Source organism: Pseudohalocynthiibacter sp. F2068, from assembly GCF_023015645.1.
GTDB lineage: Bacteria > Pseudomonadota > Alphaproteobacteria > Rhodobacterales > Rhodobacteraceae > Pseudohalocynthiibacter > Pseudohalocynthiibacter aestuariivivens.
The window spans coordinates 25,369-40,915 of sequence record NZ_JALKAK010000011.1 but is presented as its reverse complement, the minus strand read 5'-3'; the positions used below and the strand labels follow the sequence as shown (position 1 = coordinate 40,915).

Below are 15,547 nucleotides of genomic sequence, written 5' to 3'. Positions count from 1 at the left end.
GACGTCCGGATGTTCCTAACGGCGGTTGTAAGATTGCGATAATTTTTCGGGGTCTACACCGAGGAAATATCGGGTCAAAACAATTAGGTTGCGCGCACCACGCCGCAACCACCCCTCGGCCTTGTAACGCGACGCTCCGGTTTTGGCCGTCGCTGGCAAGATTCTGACCCGCTGTGGCAAAGCACGGACAAGAGCCACGTCTTCCATGAGAGGGATATCAAGATAGCCGCCAACGGCGTCATAATCTTCGCGCCTGATCAGAAGCGCCTGATCGCCATACGGCAATCCAAAAAACCGTGTTCGGAAATTGGCCCATCCCGCAACAAACCACGCCATCACACCCGTTGTATCAAACTGCAACTGGAAAGAGGCTGGTCCGGTGTGCGCCTTTATATGTTCTTGGACAATCTCTGACCACCCGGCGGAAAGCTGGGTGTCCGCATGCAAAAACAGCAACCACTCACCTTTGGCCGCGTCGGCACCACGACGCAACTGCCCGCCGCGCCCCGCCGCTCCTTTAATGATCTCGGCACCCGCTTCACGGGCGATGAGCAAGGTTTCATCTGACGAGCCCCCATCGGTCACCACGAGCTCACGGATGAGTCCCGCTGAAATCCCTTCAATCAGTGACGCAAGTGTCACACCAAGCACTGGTTCGGCATTCAGCGTCGGAATTACAAGACTTATTGGTGCACGCATCTGCTTTCCTTATCCTGAGCTTCCTATATTACATCCTATGCGAATGGGGACTGGAAAATGACTGGCGAAGCTGCACAAAACCGTAAACTCTTTGAAATCTCTGGCCCGGATCGGGTTCATTTTCTGCAAGGGCTTGTAACCAATGACGTTGAGAAGCTTTCTTCCGGGCTTGTCTATGCAGCTTTGTTGACGCCGCAAGGCAAGTACCTTGCTGATTTCTTTTTGCTCGAGCGAGGTGATGCAATCATCCTCGATGTTGACGCCTCTCTGGCTGATGACCTGATCCGCCGGCTGACAATGTACCGCTTGCGCGCCCAAGTCACGATCACGCCTTCGGCTCTGCATGTTTCCCGGGGGCTGGGAACACCGCCTGACGGCGCTTTACCCGATCCGCGCCATGCCGCACTGGGATGGCGGCATTACGCTGACGCACCCGGCGACACACCAGAGATTGATTGGGTTGCGATCCGCGTTGCCCATTGCATTCCTGAAACGGGAATAGAGCTTACTCCTGATACATTCGTACTTGAGGCTGGCTTTGAGCGTCTGAACGGTGTCGATTTCCGTAAAGGGTGCTATGTCGGTCAGGAAATCGCAGCGCGGATGAAACATAAAACGGAACTACGTAAAGGGCTAACAACTGTAACGCTAAAGGGAAGCGCACCGGTTGGCACATCTATTTTGGCTGACGGCAAACCCGCAGGAACCATTTTCAGCCAGTCAGGAGACCGCGCAATTGCCTTTTTGCGATTTGACCGCGCCAAAGGAAACATGCTGGCGGGCGATGCAACGGTGACTTATCCCTGAGATTTCCCCCGTTCAGATGTGGAAAACTGGTGTAAAACACGGTTCCTGATCAATCGAAACGATGTAAAACAATCGACTTGCGCGAACTCAAGACGGCAAAAACAGGCCCTGTGTATAACTGCATAGCATTCCCGTTAACGAACGTATAAACACCGTTTCATTCTTAATTTGGAGAAACCTCAGTGTTGGATATAGAATCAGTACGGGAAACACTCTCAAAGCATTTCGACTTGGCGCCTTCCCTTGAAAAAGCTGAGGCAACAAAAGACATTTACGAGACGACTGATCGTGTCATTTCACCCGCGGATTGGGCGATCTTTGCTCCTTACGTGATCGAAATTAACCGCCTAAAGAAAGAGCGTAACGCTGTCATTCTGGCGCATAACTACATGACGCCGGAAATTTACCACGGCGTTGCGGATTTCGTGGGTGACAGCCTGCAATTGGCGATCAAGGCAACCGAGGTCGAAAACGACGTGATCGTGCAATGCGGCGTGCATTTCATGGCAGAAACCTCAAAAATCCTGAACCCGTCCAAGAAAGTACTTATCCCTGATTTAAAGGCGGGCTGTTCGCTGGCAGAATCCATCACCGCCGAAGGTGTTGCAGAGATGCGCGCGAAATACCCCGGTGCACCGGTTGTTTCGTATGTAAATACCACGGCCGAGGTGAAAGCCGCCTCTGATATTTGCTGCACGTCTGCCAACGCATTGCAGATCGTCGAGGCAATGGAAGGCGACACTGTAATCATGACGCCAGATCAGTTTTTGGCACAGAACGTCGCCGCGCTAAGCACAAAAAACATTGTCTGGTGGGCTGGTAGCTGCATCGTTCATGAACTTTATACAGCCGAGGACATCCGCGCTTACCGCGAGTTTGAACCAGATACCATAGTCATTGCGCACCCTGAATGCACCCCTTCTGTTGTTGCAGAGGCGGATTTCACGGGTTCGACCAGCGGCATCGTTGACTGGATTCACAAAAACAAACCCGCAAAGGCAATGCTGGTTACCGAATGCTCCATGGCAGCCAATATTTCGGATGAGTTGCCAGAGGTTGAGTTCGCCAAGCCCTGCAATATGTGCCCTTTCATGAAAAAGATCACGCTCGAGAAAATCCTCTGGTCGCTCTACAATATGGAGCACGAGGTGGTCGTCGACCCTGAAATCGCTGCAAAAGCACGGTTAGCGGTTGAACGCATGATTGACCTCAGCAAATCGCTCGTGAAGTAGGCGGCACAGATTGTGACTCCGCCAATCCACACCAACCGGATTATCATCGTCGGTGCGGGTCTCGGTGCGCTTTACGCAGCGCTGAAACTGACCCCACGCCCGGTCTTGATGATCTCGCCCGAAACTTTGGGTGAAGGCGCAAGCTCTGCCTGGGCACAGGGTGGTGTTGCTGCGGCGATGGGCAAAGGTGACACGGCAGCCCTGCACGCGGAGGACACCGTTAAAGCGGGTGCCGGGACAGTAGACGCCCGTGTCGCGCGTCAGGTGACGGAGGAGGCACGTGCGCATATCGCAGCACTTACCCGGCTTGGAACGCCGTTTGATCGCGATGAAGACGGTGGATATGTTCTGTCACGCGAAGCCGCCCACAGCTTTGCCCGTGTTGTACGCGTCCACGGCGATCAGGCGGGCCGTGAGATCATGGAAGCGCTGATTGCAGAGGTGGAGCAGACGCCATCGGTTCAGGTGATGGAAGGTGCGCTAGCCACCCGCTTAGAGGTGAGAGACGGTAATGTCAGAGGGATCTGGATACAGAGTTCGTCAAAAGACGCCTCCAGACCTGTTCTCATTTCCGGGTTGGCCTATCTGCTTGCCGGTGGTGGCTCTGGTGGGCTTTTCGCGCTCACGACCAATCCGCCACGCATCAGAGGGCAGGTTATTGGCTTTGCTGCACGCGCCGGTGCAATGATGGCCGACACAGAATTCGTTCAGTTTCATCCGACCGCTCTAGACGTGGGTAAAGACCCGGCACCGCTTGCGACCGAAGCGCTGCGTGGGGCTGGTGCCACGCTCATCAACAAAGACGGTAAGCGGTTTATGCTTGATGTTCACCCTGACGCTGAACTTGCCCCGCGCGACATCGTTGCACGCGCGATCTTTGCACAGACCCAAGCCGGAATGCGGCCGATGCTGGATACGCGCGATGCGATAGGTACGAAAATTATTGAGGAGTACCCGGCCGTCGCCAAATATTGCGAGGACGCAGGGATTGACCCTGTGACAGAGCCTATTCCTGTCGCAGCGGCCGCACACTACCATATGGGTGGTATCGATACGGCAGCAGACGGGCGCGCGAGCCTTGGGAACCTATGGGTCTGTGGTGAGGCAAGCTCGACAGGTTTGCACGGTGCGAACAGGTTGGCATCAAACGGGTTGCTAGAAGCACTGGTTTACGCGCGCAGTTGCGCGGAAAGCATTGTTGGCAGCTTAAGCGTGGAACCTGCAAAAGCCGCTGACGCAATCTCGGTGAAATTTAAAACTGGCGGGACTGCCCCAAAACCGGAACTGGTCGCCAAACTACGTAAAACAATGACAGATAATGTTGGCGTCGTGCGCAATGCTGCGGGATTGAAGAAGGCCCTGCTGGATATTGCTGCTCTGGAAGCAACTGATAAAGACTGCGACCCGTTTCTAAACATGACAGCGACCGCAACGCTAATCGCTGCGGCCGCACTCTTGAGAAAGGAATCGCGAGGCGGACATTTCCGGGACGATTTTCCCGATGCGAAGCCCGATATGGCGCATCGAAGCCACATGACACTGGAACAGGCGATGAAAGTCCGAACGAAAATTTTGAGGAAGCACAATGACCATAGCGTATAGCACCCTCCCGGACCTTATACTTGAGCCTCTGGTCCGAAATGCCCTTACCGAGGATTTGGGGCAATACGGCGACGTCACCACCAGGTCTGTCATACCTGAAGACACAGAGTATCAAGCCCGGATCAATGCCCGTGCCTCGGGTATCGTGTCTGGGATGCAGCTCTCCTCAATCGCGTTTCGTCTCGTTGATCCGACCTTGCAGATAGAAACCAAGCTTTCGGATGGCAGCGCTTGCGACCCCGGTGATACGCTGATGACAATCAGCGGCAAGGCCGCATCAATTTTAATGGCTGAACGCGTTGCACTTAATTTTGCAGGTCGCTTGTCAGGTATTGCAAGCTTAACCGCCCGATTTGTTGCAGAAACCAAGGGCACAAAAACGCGCGTAACCTGCACCCGCAAAACGACACCGGGCCTCAGAATTGTCGAAAAGCAAGCCGTGCTGCACGGTGGCGGTTTTAACCATCGCTTTGGGCTAAGTGACGCGATCCTGATAAAAGACAATCACATCGCAGCGGCTGGCGGCGTCAAAGCCGTGTTAGAGCGTGCCAGAACAGTCGCATCGCATATGATGCGCGTAGAGATCGAAGTGGACACTCTCAGCCAGCTTGAGGACGTGTTGTCAACAAAAGGTGCGGATGTGGTGTTGCTGGATAATATGGATACGCCAACCCTGGCGCAGGCCGTCAATATGGTTGGTGATCAACTGACTACTGAGGCGTCGGGCAACATGACGCTTGACCGGATTGCAGAAGTTGCCGCGACAGGCGTTGATTACATTTCTTCCGGTGCGCTAACCCACTCTGCCCAAACACTGGATCTGGGTTTGGATTTTTAAAGGCCGCTTGGCGATTTATTGTGATGAGGGGCAAAAAAAAGGCGCTCTTGGCGCCCTTTTTATTTCACATTTTACCGGAATCCAGAACCAAAAATCAGGCTCTTTCAGCATATTCCATTGTCTCGGTGTTCACGATGATATCTTCGTCCTGACCCACGAAAGGTGGCACCATGACTTTGACACCGTTGTCCAGAATTGCTGGCTTGAAACTATTGGCCGCTGTCTGGCCTTTTACGACGGGCTCCGTCTCGACAATTTTACAGGTTACCTTTTGCGGTAATGTTGCGCTTAGCGCTTCGTCTTCGTGGTATTCGATAACTGCAATCATACCGTCCTGCAGGAATGGGCGGCGTTCCCCCAGAATATCGGCGGGTAGTTCGATCTGCTCATAGGTTTCGGAATCCATAAACACCAGCATACCGTCATTTTCATAGAGGAAAGTCTGATCTTTCTGCTCAAGCCGGACGCGCTCAACTTTGTCGGCAGAACGGAAACGTTCGTTAAGTTTGGACCCATTACGCAGGTTCTTCATTTCAACTTGAGCAAACGCGCCACCCTTACCGGGTTTCACATGGTCCACCTTTACAGCCGCCCAGAGACCATCGTTGTGTTCCAGTACATTGCCTGGACGAATTTCGTTACCGTTGATCTTTGGCATATCGTTTAAACCTTGAGAAAATCTTGATCCGAGTTGGGCAGCACCTATATATTGGTGGTAGTTAGCTTGCAAGACGACGAGATAAGGTATGCTGCAGAGAAAGCTATGCAGTGAGTGCATGGCTGACATTCCGAAATTGGGATACCGAATCGCAGTGTTTTCGTCGTATTCAACGCTACGCCACAAAATGCAAGAGCAAGAATAAAAAGGACGACGAGATGCTTGATTTCGTTGACGGCACAGCTTTCAACCACGAACAGGGCAACCGCGCAAAGAAACTTTTTGCGGCGGTGGTTCTGGCTGCACTGGATGATGCCATTGCAGATGACAAGAAATATGGTAACGGCCCCGAGCAAATTGCACGTTGGGCACGGTCACGCGACGGACGCGAAGTTCTGTCATGTGCCGGGATTGACCCGAACGAACGCGTTGTCGACGGGTTGATGGATTTTGTTTCGAAAGGTGTTCGCACCTCTGTTGCGCTATCGCGCGAAGAAAGTGAACGTCGCAGTCAACAAGCCGAAGCTGCCTAATACATTTCTGACTGATTGAGAATGACGCGCCCATTTCAGGGCGCGTTTTTCGTTTGCATGGGCGCCACCTTTAAATCTGGCTGCTCGCACCTCTCTGAAGCATTTCCAGAGGGTGATTTAATACCTAAAACCTCGTCTGCTTGATTAAGAGCCCGTGGTGCCGGCGCAATGCAGACCACTCACCTCTTTCCCCTCACTAACGTCGCTTGTAAGAAACGATGAGGAGGAGTCGCGCAAATGGCCAAAGCAATCATGATTCAGGGGGCTGGATCAAACGTCGGGAAATCGATGATCGTTGCTGGCTTGGCGCGTGCCTATTCGTTGCGTGGGTTAAAAGTGCGCCCATTCAAACCGCAAAACATGTCGAACAATGCCGCCGTTACGTCTGATGGCGGGGAAATCGGCAGGGCTCAGGCACTTCAGGCGCTGGCAGCTGGCGTGCCGCCCCACACAGATATGAACCCGGTTTTACTAAAGCCGGAAAGCGAAACTGGCGCTCAGATTATTTTGCGCGGTCAGCGCCTGTCTACACTGCGTGCACGTGACTATGCAAAAGTGAAGCATGACCTTCTACCCGCAACACTTGAAAGCTTTGGCAGGTTAGCCGCCGAGGCTGATCTGGTCTTGATTGAAGGTGCGGGAAGCCCGGCAGAAATCAATCTTCGGAAGGGCGACATCGCCAATATGGGATTTGCTGAAGCCGCAGATGTGCCAGTGGTGCTGGTTGGGGACATAGACAGAGGCGGCGTCATTGCGCAGATCGTCGGGACCCACACAGTTTTACCAGCGGACGACCGAGATCGGATTGTGGCGTTCCTTATCAACAAGTTTCGTGGCGATGTCAGCTTGTTTGACGATGGGCTGGCCGAAATCATTCGCCGGACGCACTGGTCTTCGCTCGGCATTTTACCGTGGTTCGAGGGTGCCTCACGCCTGCCCGCCGAAGATGTGATGGATATCAGATCGACTGAAAAAGGTGCATTCAAGGTTGCGGTGCCGCGCTTGTCGCGCATTGCAAACTTCGATGATCTCGACCCGTTGTCGATGGAACAAAACCTCAGCATTGATATGATTGAAGCAGGTCGTGCACTGCCAGGAGATGCGGACCTGATCCTGATCCCCGGTTCAAAGTCGACGATCGCTGATCTTGATTTTTTTCGTGCACAAGGATGGGATATTGACCTCAAGGCACATGTGCGCCGCGGCGGCCATGTGCTTGGAATTTGTGGCGGCTACCAAATGCTCGGGCGTGAAATCATTGACGAAGATGGTCTCGAAGGACGTGCCGGGCGATATGCTGGCCTTGGGTTGCTAGACGTCGTGACCGTAATGAAACCTGAAAAGAGACTGGCATTGACCGAAGCGACTTATCTGACGACGGGCGACAAGATTGAAGGCTATGAAATCCATATTGGAAGCACAGAAGGCCCGGACTGCGAAAATGGATGGTTAGGCCTTTCCGGACGCACAGAAGGGGCAGCCAGCGCAAATGGCCGTGTGCGTGGGTGCTATCTGCATGGTTTGTTCAGCTCTGACAGTTTTCGATCAGCATTCCTGAGCGAACTTGGTGCCGAGGCGGGTAATACTTCTTACGACGCTGATGTAGAAACAACGCTGGACGCACTGGCCAACCATCTGGAAAGCCATCTAGACCTTGATATGCTGTACGCTCTTGCCAGAGATGTTTAGTCGAAATCGCGCGCAGCCATCGCGCGGTGGATTTCGCGGCGTACCAGTTTGCGCACATTCCGTGTAATGCGTTCCCCGAGCGAGCCCTGTAGTTCCTGACGAACAATTTCGCTGACCAAATCCCGAAGCGCCTCTTCGTCGATGACAGAATCTTCTTCGTCAAAGAAACCTTCTTTTTCGGCGATCATTGCTTCCTCGTTCAGAGTATCATCTTCGTAAAATTCTGACTCATCGGCGGCCGTGTCTTGTTCAGAATCCTCAGTGTTTTCAGGTGCCTCTGCGTTTTCAGATACGTCAGCAAGTTCATCTTTAACGTCGCGCGAATCTTCTGGTGTCGCGTTTACAAGACGCGCTGCTATTCCTGGAACTTCATCCGGGGTTTCTTCGTCAGGTTCCGAACCATCTGGCTCCCATTCGTCAGCCTGTCCACCAACAGCCGCCTCTAGCTCGGCTATCGTCATTTCAAGCGCGCTCAGCGCATCCCGGTCGAATACGATTTCGGCTGCATCAGGTTCTGCATCGACCCATTCTTCAACCGTTTCTGGTTCCTCTTGCGCTTCTGCGTTGTCTTCGGCGACCAAGGCAGCAACAGCGGTGTCTTCAGAATCCTGCTCGGCTTCGGACTCAGCTTCTTCGGTATCGCTCTCGGCCTCGACTTCTTCGGAAACGTCCTCAGCTTCGGCTTCTACGGCAGCGTCCTCAGCCTCAACTTCTTCGGCAGCGTCTTCAGCGTGGACTTCTTGAGTGTGATCTTCGCTTTGCTCTGCTTCTGTTTCTTGCAGGGCTTCGTCTACAGTCTCTGTGTCTTCATCGGCTTCAACCTGATCGTCAGATTCGCTCTGCATTTCCTCAGATTGTTCATCCTCGCTGACATTTTCTGGATTCTGATTCTCTACCGTTTCGTCCTCTGTATTGTCTTCAGAACGATCTTCGGAGACTTCAGCGCCTGAATCTTCGGTCACTTCTTCTGGCGCTTTTTCAGCAGAATCGTCTTCTGACTTATCTTCTGAACTCACCCGAAAAGCCGGTGTCAGCACAAGCTTGCTGCGGACACGTTCTTTGCGTTTTTGGCTAAAAGCATCAGTTTCGGCCTGCGGCGCAGGCTTAACTTCTTCGCTTACAAGTCTGCGTATAGAGGAAAGTACATCCTCAATTTCAGCATTCGTTACTGGATCTGACATGGGTTTTCCCGCTTACGCCTCGCTTGGATTGTAGCCTCAGGTGAAGCTTCGCACAACTAATAGTGTGAATTCTAACGTCAAAACTCTAGTTACGGCCAGTTCTGCGTAACAGGCTATCGAGTCGTGTGCCCTGTTCGCTTACAGGGCGTGAAGGCGCATTGCGTACCGCATTGTAGTATTCTGCCGGATCATAGGTCGTAACCCCAAGACCCAGATGTTTGACTGTCAAATATCCCATCGACGACAAAAGCTGATATGCCGCGACCTGCGCATCTGTCTCTGCAGAAATGCGATTAGCCTGAGCGTCGAGCAGTTCCTGTTCTGCATCCAGCACATCAAGCGTGGTACGTGCGCCTAACGTCGCTTCCTCTTTGGTACCAAGATAAGCAATACGCGCTGCTGTAATCTGCCGGTCAGTGGCCTCGATGCTCGCGCGCGCCACAAGCAAAATGGCCCAGGCGTTCCCAACATTCTGAACAACTCTGTCACCTGCAAGATGCAACTGCGCCCGACTGCCATCGCGGTTCGCAATCGCGGAGCGTTGCAAAGAGCGAAGTTGCCCCCCTTGATATATGATGCCACCTAAATTGAGGCCGATACTCGAAGTGTTGGTGCCATCATCATCAACCTGGGCATCAGCACCGAGGCTGAGCGTCGGGCTCATCTGCGTGCGTGCGCGTTGAACGTTAAGTTCCGCAACAGTGACCAAACGCTGCGATTCACGAATATCAGGGTGGTTCTGCAACGCGATAGCCCGTGCGCTATCGAGTGATGCGGCGGTTTGGGGTGCCGCGGGTGGCGGTGCCAACTGACCCGGATAACGACCAATTGCTGCGTTATATTCTTCACGCGCCTGTGCAAGACTGCCCTGCGCAGCAGCAAGGTTGGCTCGCGAAGCGGCAAGGCGGGCTTCTGCGATTGCCACATCTGTCCGGGTAACTTCACCAACTTCAAAACGGTCTTGGGCGGCCCTCAGTTCCTGCGTGATCAAACGTACATTGTTTTCGCCCAGCGCAACAAATTCGTCTTCACGCCGTACGTTCATGTAAGCTTCCACTGCTCGCTGAAGCACTTGCTGTTCAATCGCGATCAACGCTTCGCGTGTTGCGAGAACAGTTTCTTTTTTCGCCTCCAAGGCAAGTTGTCTTCGGCCAAAATCATATAGCGTCAGATCTGCGGACAAAGAAAGAGAAGATGAAAGCCTGTCACCGACAACTGAATCTGAGGAGTTGTAGCTTGTTCCACCCGCATAGCTAATGACCGGGCGCAAGGTTGAGACCGCCTGCGCGACATCCTCGTCGGCGGCACGAAGAACAGCCCTGTTCTGATCCAGCAAGCCGCTGTTTTGATAAGCCGAAACCAGTGCGTCAGTCAGCGTTTCAGCAGCCGTAACAGAAGGCAACGTCAAGGAAATGGCGACTGCAACCGACCACAACAGGCGACCTTTAACTTTTGGCAACATACCGACCTCCTGACCCGCGAAAATCCGCCAGCGCACCAATATCAAAGGGCGAACACCCGCTTCTTTTCAAAGCCCGGCAAAACAGGTGCAGAGGCATTAAAGGAAAACCGCCAGCTTATCTGGCCATCGATTTTATATCCTACCCGGACAACACCAAGCGCATCTTCCATGAAAAGTGCGCAGAGTCTGCCGCCTTCTTTCAATTGATCAAGAATCGCTGGTGGAACTTCGGCAACGCCGCCCTGAATTGTAATCACGTCATAAGGGCCGTGCTTTGGTGCGCCAACTGTTAATGCTGCTTCGACAACCGCCGCATTATCGATACCGTTTGATGAAAGGAGGGACTGCGCTTCACCAGCCATGCCCTCGTTCTCTTCAACGGCGACAACCGCTTCGGCCATACGTGCAATAACCGCTGCCGAATAGCCCAAACCACAACCGATATCGAGAACAAGTTCATCAGACTGAATGTTCAAAGCGTCGAGCATTTTGGCAAGTGTGCGGGGCTCAAGCATAACGCGACCGCCACCAAGCTCTAAGTTTTCGCCAACATAAGCGGCTTCTTTCATGTCGTCGGGAACAAAAGCTTCCCGGGCAACAGACAGCATTGCATCTATGATTGGAAATTTCGTTACATCCGACGGCCGAACCTGAGTATCCACCATCATTGTGCGTCGAGAAGAATAATTGCTCATTTCTAAACTCATTCGTCTAGTTTCCTTGCTAACGTCTTGCCATAGAACCTATCCAACAGCAACCTGTCTAGATACCCGATAGCGCCTTGCACCTCAAAAAATCCATGCTATAGAAAGCCCTACCCTTCGGCGAGTTGGCGGAGTGGTGACGCAGCGGATTGCAAATCCGTGTACACCGGTTCGATTCCGGTACTCGCCTCCAAACAAAATCAATGACTTAGTGGCTAGTGCCGCGTGTGCCACGAACTAAGTCTAAACAAATGTCTAAACATTCTGTTTTTGTTCTGTTCGCTCTAGTGCCGCAAGCCGCAGTTTGCGCAGCTCCTCAATCCGCCTGCCCAAGAAACCACAGAAGGAAGATCGACAAGAAGGGGCTTCCAAGAAACGCGATCAAAACCCATGCAAATGGTTCACGACCGCGAGCGCGCGCCATGTCCGCTGGGATTGCAATAAATAGCTGATACATAAGCCACACAGCAAAGATCATAGCAAAAAAGGCAATGACCGCCCCTAAAGTACTTTCCATTCCGTTCCTCTCAAACAGATTGATACAACAAGACAAAAACTCGATATCGGCTCACCGACCTCTTTGACTGTTACGACGCCTTTGGGCTTCGACAGCCCGCACCTTCTGTCTGACCTTTTTAGTGTAGTGCAGGACCATCGCCGGACTTTGCCCAGTGACCGAGGCGACCAGATCGTCGCTACAGCCCGCCTCAACAAGCTCGCAGGCGGCGTTGTAGCGCCAGCTATGAATATCATAGCGAACTGCCCCAATGCGCTCCCTAACGTTTCTGATAGCCTGCGAAGCCCCGCGATAGGACCAGCGATTAGTTCCCCGTTCATTGGTCAGGATGAACACCGAATGGCGACTGGCCGCGTCCAAGGCAACTTGTGGCTCTGGCAGGATTGGAACCCAGAGTTCCTTGCCGGTCTTGTTTTGACGAATGACAAAACCACCTTCCTCAATGTCAGACCAACGCATTTCCAATACATCGCCGATGCGTTGCCCTGTGCCGACGCAAAGTTCCATCACAAGCCGTTCTCGCGTCCCCAGCAAACACGCATCCCGAAACGCTTGCAAAAGCTCTTGCGGCCAGGGTTCCCGCTCCTGCTTTTCCGTTTTGATCTCAGAGACACTCTTGGCCGGATTGCTCTCCCGCCAGCCGAGGTCAACGCAATGCTCCATGATTATGCGCAGAACGCGCAGAGAGTAATTCGCGAAGTATGGTTTTTCCGCATTTGCATCACGAAGCCGGATCACATCCTTGCGCTTCATGTTGGCTGGATTGGCATCCGCCATGATCGACAAGAAAAAATCGAGATATTTGTCATAATCCAGTGCGGTTCGTGGCTTGAGCCGCTTATAACGAGGTGACTTTCGGTAATTTTGGATCAGCACCGAGAAATTGCGCACATTGACCCGTTTCGGCTCCGCGTGCCCCGCGAGAATGTCCGCGTACTCTTTCCAAAACTCCGGCGTGCCAAATTCGTTCTGGAATTTTCTGGACTGCCAGCCGCGACGTTGGAAATAAATCCCGTTGCGTTGGCGATAGACATGCTTAGGAAGTTCACGCTTTGCCATGACGCATTTCTATCCTCTCAAATTCATCGACGGTTGGAACACCTTCGAATTTCACTTCGATCCGCCGACCTTCGACCACAACAGACGAGACAGACTTTCCCGCGCGCTCCAGCGCTTGGAGCAATCTGATTGCCTTCTGTTCCGTTGTTGTTGCCGAACTCACTGTCAGCCCTTTCCGTTGCAACGATTTGCGCGTCCGATGGGACGAATGGGACGAAGCCCATGCAAACCACTGTGAAAGGATTCTACGACAACGGATTCACGGCTGACAAACCCCCCTCTTTACTGACACCCTTGGTGCCTCGCTCCGTGGGCCACCCAAAAAGGGTTCAATTCCAAGCGGATATCAGGTAATTGCGAACCATTCGCAATTACCTGAAATATTTCACCCTGATATTGTGATCTCTGCAGCGCAGTTTTTTAGACTGACCGGACCCAGAGCCTCCACTCAAACAATCGCAAATGTTTCAATTACAAGGGTGTCAGTAAATGTATACAGGAACAAGGGGTAGTGTGGATCGGGGCCGGTCTCACCCCCTCCAATACTTGGAGTTTCCGGGGGTAAGACCTTTGCGCTAAGACGCTAATTTATATGTGGTTTATCCTGTTCCGCGCCACGGCTGTAGGTCGCCAATGAAATTGAAAAAAGAGTGATGAAAAACCGGATGAATAACATTACTGCCAGACGAATGATGTCAAGGCTCGTCTTGAAATAGTGAAATGGGAGCCGTTTTGTCATTCACGACGCCAAGCGGACACCTTGTCCTTCTCAAGCTTGTTTGACCTTTCTACGCACTTATGAGCCCTATTCTGGCAGCGGCATTCTAAGCACGCGGTCTTCCAGAGAACGACCGCGCCCGCCGCTGAACCCGGCGAAATCGCGACCACCGCGATATTGAGGGCCTTTACCGCGGCTTCCATGATCAGAGTCATCACCGTGATCATCTCCCGATGTGTGATCGTCCCCATGATCGTCACCGCCAGACGCGTGATCGTCGCCATCAGCGTGATCATCACCGCCGGACGCGTGATCGTCGCCATCAGTGTGATCATGATCATCGTCAGACCCACCGTGTGTTGTATCTGATCCAGAATGCCCACCACCGCCGCGTCCCGAACCGCCTTGCCCTGCACCGGAAGAATGGGATTGTGCACTGGCCGAGGTCGAAACCATGAATCCGGCTGCGATGAATGTACATCCACTCATCAATAACGCGCGACGATCGATCAGGTTGGTCATCTTATGGCTCCTTTAGAAAGTGGATAGGCCGAGAGTTTAACCCCGACCCATCGTGTTTTTTAGTTTGATACCTCAAAGGGACGGTACTTCAAACTCGTGGATGAAGTTCACCACTGTCCGTGCGTCGTCCGCTGCAGTTGTGTAGGCAGCAAGATCGCCCGAGGCGGTTACATCAACCGACCCAAAGACGGTTTCGAAGACATCAATTACAGTTGGCACAAAACTTCCGTCAGGTTGTTCCACCAGAACCTCAACCGTTGTTCCATCATAGGTGTCAGATCGGTCATAAGAGAAGCTGGAATAATCGACGACCGAGTAAGTCACATCTCCCGTGCTCACTGTGTTGATGCCGAGAAACAAATCAATGTATGCGATTTCGTCCGTCGTGAAAGCGCTCGTTTTGTCGGTCGCCGCTGCAAGAAAGACTGCTGACGCAGCAAGATCTTCAGCTGTGTACGTTCCATCGACCAAGAAATCATACTCTGTTCCGGGAAGATCATCGACACCAGGAATGCTGCCGTCTGTCATCAACGCAACATAGATCGCAAGGTTTTCAAGCGGAGAGTCGATGGTTTTGGCTACACCGTCCACCGTCAAAACAAGACGCCCTGCAGCATCGACAGACAAGTCGGTCGCGCTATTCAAAAGAGTAATAACTTCGTCAGCGCGTTTATCCAGAACACTAGTCGGCGCACGACCAACATTCAGTCGCCCTAGTTCAACTTCCACCGTCAGGCTTTCGTCAAGTGGATGGCCTTCGTCATCCAAGGGGATCAGGTTGCCATCCACGTCGAGTGGCTGAACCCAGCCTTCTGCCGTAAGGATCGGAACACCGTCATCGTAGCGCAAAATTACAAATAGATCCCCGAAGTCGTCTCCTTTCTTAGAGCCGGACGTGGGTGGTTGGCCACCGCCAGCACCGTCTTTTCCGCCTGCTTGTCCAGCCCATTCTGGGCGATCGGAATCATCGGAACCATCGTCAGCGGCGGGGTCAACTGCGTCCATGCCTGTGAGGTCCCGAAAGATACCACCAAGACCCTGACCGCCGCGACCACCCTGGCCGCCAGCACCCTTACCGGCACCACCTTGGCCATTGCCTTGACCACCACCTTGTGCTTGTTCGCCGCTGCCTTGACCAGCAGCGAAGGCAAAATCAGGTGCTATAGAAGAAGCAGCGAGCGCGATGGCAGCACATCCCGTAATGAGAGATGCTCTCAGAGAGATTTTTGAGAATGTTTTAGAAATCATAATTTCTACTCCTTTGGTTTTCCAAATAATCGAACTAGAAAAGCGCGAGAAAATCCCGTGTGCCTTTTCGAAGGCAGC

Annotated in this window: 16 protein-coding genes and 1 tRNA gene; 7 read left to right on the top strand and 10 right to left on the bottom strand. The window is 52.9% G+C overall.

What is annotated here, in order from left to right; genetic code table 11:
• Positions 1-15: 15 nt before the first annotated feature.
• Positions 16-699, bottom strand: a complete 684-nt coding sequence (locus MWU63_RS13645) for a TIGR04283 family arsenosugar biosynthesis glycosyltransferase (protein WP_213890550.1) — start codon at positions 697-699, stop codon at positions 16-18.
• Between the two features lie 57 nt (positions 700-756).
• Here MWU63_RS13645 and MWU63_RS13640 point away from each other — a divergent pair, with 57 nt between their 5' ends.
• The 4 genes from MWU63_RS13640 to nadC all read left to right on the top strand — a co-directional run bounded on the left by MWU63_RS13640 (position 757) and on the right by nadC (position 5,178).
• Entirely contained in the window at positions 757-1,506 is a 750-nt protein-coding gene (locus MWU63_RS13640; protein WP_247078346.1) for a folate-binding protein, read from the top strand.
• Positions 1,507-1,688: 182 nt separating this feature from the next.
• Positions 1,689-2,738, top strand: a complete 1,050-nt coding sequence (gene nadA, locus MWU63_RS13635) for a quinolinate synthase NadA (protein ID WP_247078344.1) — start codon at positions 1,689-1,691, stop codon at positions 2,736-2,738.
• Positions 2,739-2,750: 12 nt separating this feature from the next.
• On the top strand, positions 2,751-4,340 hold the full coding sequence (locus MWU63_RS13630) for an L-aspartate oxidase (protein WP_247078342.1): 1,590 nt from the start codon (positions 2,751-2,753) through the stop codon (positions 4,338-4,340).
• Positions 4,324-5,178, top strand: a complete 855-nt coding sequence (gene nadC, locus MWU63_RS13625; protein ID WP_247078340.1) for a carboxylating nicotinate-nucleotide diphosphorylase — start codon at positions 4,324-4,326, stop codon at positions 5,176-5,178. Before MWU63_RS13630 ends, nadC begins: the two co-directional genes overlap by 17 nt.
• Before the next feature lie 94 nt (positions 5,179-5,272).
• On the opposite strand, the gene efp is transcribed toward nadC, so the two are convergent.
• Positions 5,273-5,836: an elongation factor P gene (gene efp / locus MWU63_RS13620; RefSeq protein ID WP_247078338.1), complete on the bottom strand. Its 564-nt coding sequence runs from the start codon at positions 5,834-5,836 to the stop codon at positions 5,273-5,275.
• A 218-nt stretch (positions 5,837-6,054) separates the two neighbouring features.
• Here efp and MWU63_RS13615 point away from each other — a divergent pair, with 218 nt between their 5' ends.
• A complete protein-coding gene (locus MWU63_RS13615) occupies positions 6,055-6,369 on the top strand; it encodes a DUF6280 family protein (protein ID WP_213890545.1) in 315 nt (104 codons plus the stop codon).
• Between the two features lie 237 nt (positions 6,370-6,606).
• Positions 6,607-8,058, top strand: coding sequence for a cobyric acid synthase (locus MWU63_RS13610; protein ID WP_213890544.1), 1,452 nt, complete (start codon positions 6,607-6,609; stop codon positions 8,056-8,058).
• On the opposite strand, the gene MWU63_RS13605 is transcribed toward MWU63_RS13610, so the two are convergent.
• From MWU63_RS13605 to MWU63_RS13595, 3 genes are all read right to left on the bottom strand, one after another.
• Positions 8,055-9,239, bottom strand: a complete 1,185-nt coding sequence (locus tag MWU63_RS13605; RefSeq protein ID WP_247078336.1) for a hypothetical protein — start codon at positions 9,237-9,239, stop codon at positions 8,055-8,057. The genes MWU63_RS13610 and MWU63_RS13605 overlap by 4 nt on opposite strands.
• 85 nt (positions 9,240-9,324) lie before the next feature.
• Positions 9,325-10,701 (bottom strand): TolC family outer membrane protein, encoded by a 1,377-nt coding sequence (locus MWU63_RS13600; RefSeq protein WP_247078334.1) that lies wholly within the window; start codon positions 10,699-10,701, stop codon positions 9,325-9,327.
• A 41-nt stretch (positions 10,702-10,742) separates the two neighbouring features.
• A complete protein-coding gene (locus MWU63_RS13595; RefSeq protein ID WP_213890541.1) occupies positions 10,743-11,396 on the bottom strand; it encodes a protein-L-isoaspartate O-methyltransferase in 654 nt (217 codons plus the stop codon).
• 128 nt (positions 11,397-11,524) lie between these two features.
• On the opposite strand from MWU63_RS13595, the gene MWU63_RS13590 reads away from it, so the two are divergent.
• Positions 11,525-11,598, top strand: a tRNA-Cys gene (locus tag MWU63_RS13590).
• 123 nt (positions 11,599-11,721) lie between these two features.
• On the opposite strand, the gene MWU63_RS13585 is transcribed toward MWU63_RS13590, so the two are convergent.
• From MWU63_RS13585 to MWU63_RS13565, 5 genes are all read right to left on the bottom strand, one after another.
• Positions 11,722-11,922, bottom strand: a complete 201-nt coding sequence (locus MWU63_RS13585) for a hypothetical protein (RefSeq protein WP_247078332.1) — start codon at positions 11,920-11,922, stop codon at positions 11,722-11,724.
• Positions 11,923-11,973: 51 nt separating this feature from the next.
• A complete protein-coding gene (locus MWU63_RS13580; RefSeq protein ID WP_247078330.1) occupies positions 11,974-12,981 on the bottom strand; it encodes a tyrosine-type recombinase/integrase in 1,008 nt (335 codons plus the stop codon).
• Positions 12,968-13,144 carry a hypothetical protein gene (locus MWU63_RS13575; protein ID WP_247078322.1) on the bottom strand — a complete coding sequence of 59 codons (177 nt, stop codon included), beginning with the start codon at positions 13,142-13,144 and terminating at the stop codon, positions 12,968-12,970. The genes MWU63_RS13580 and MWU63_RS13575 overlap by 14 nt, the downstream gene beginning before the upstream one ends.
• Positions 13,145-13,786: 642 nt before the next feature.
• The gene (locus MWU63_RS13570; RefSeq protein ID WP_247078320.1) at positions 13,787-14,221 is read right to left on the bottom strand and encodes a hypothetical protein; all 435 of its coding nucleotides are present in this window, start codon (positions 14,219-14,221) and stop codon (positions 13,787-13,789) included.
• A gap of 72 nt (positions 14,222-14,293) precedes the next feature.
• On the bottom strand, positions 14,294-15,469 hold the full coding sequence (locus MWU63_RS13565) for a hypothetical protein (RefSeq protein WP_247078318.1): 1,176 nt from the start codon (positions 15,467-15,469) through the stop codon (positions 14,294-14,296).
• Positions 15,470-15,547: the final 78 nt, after the last annotated feature.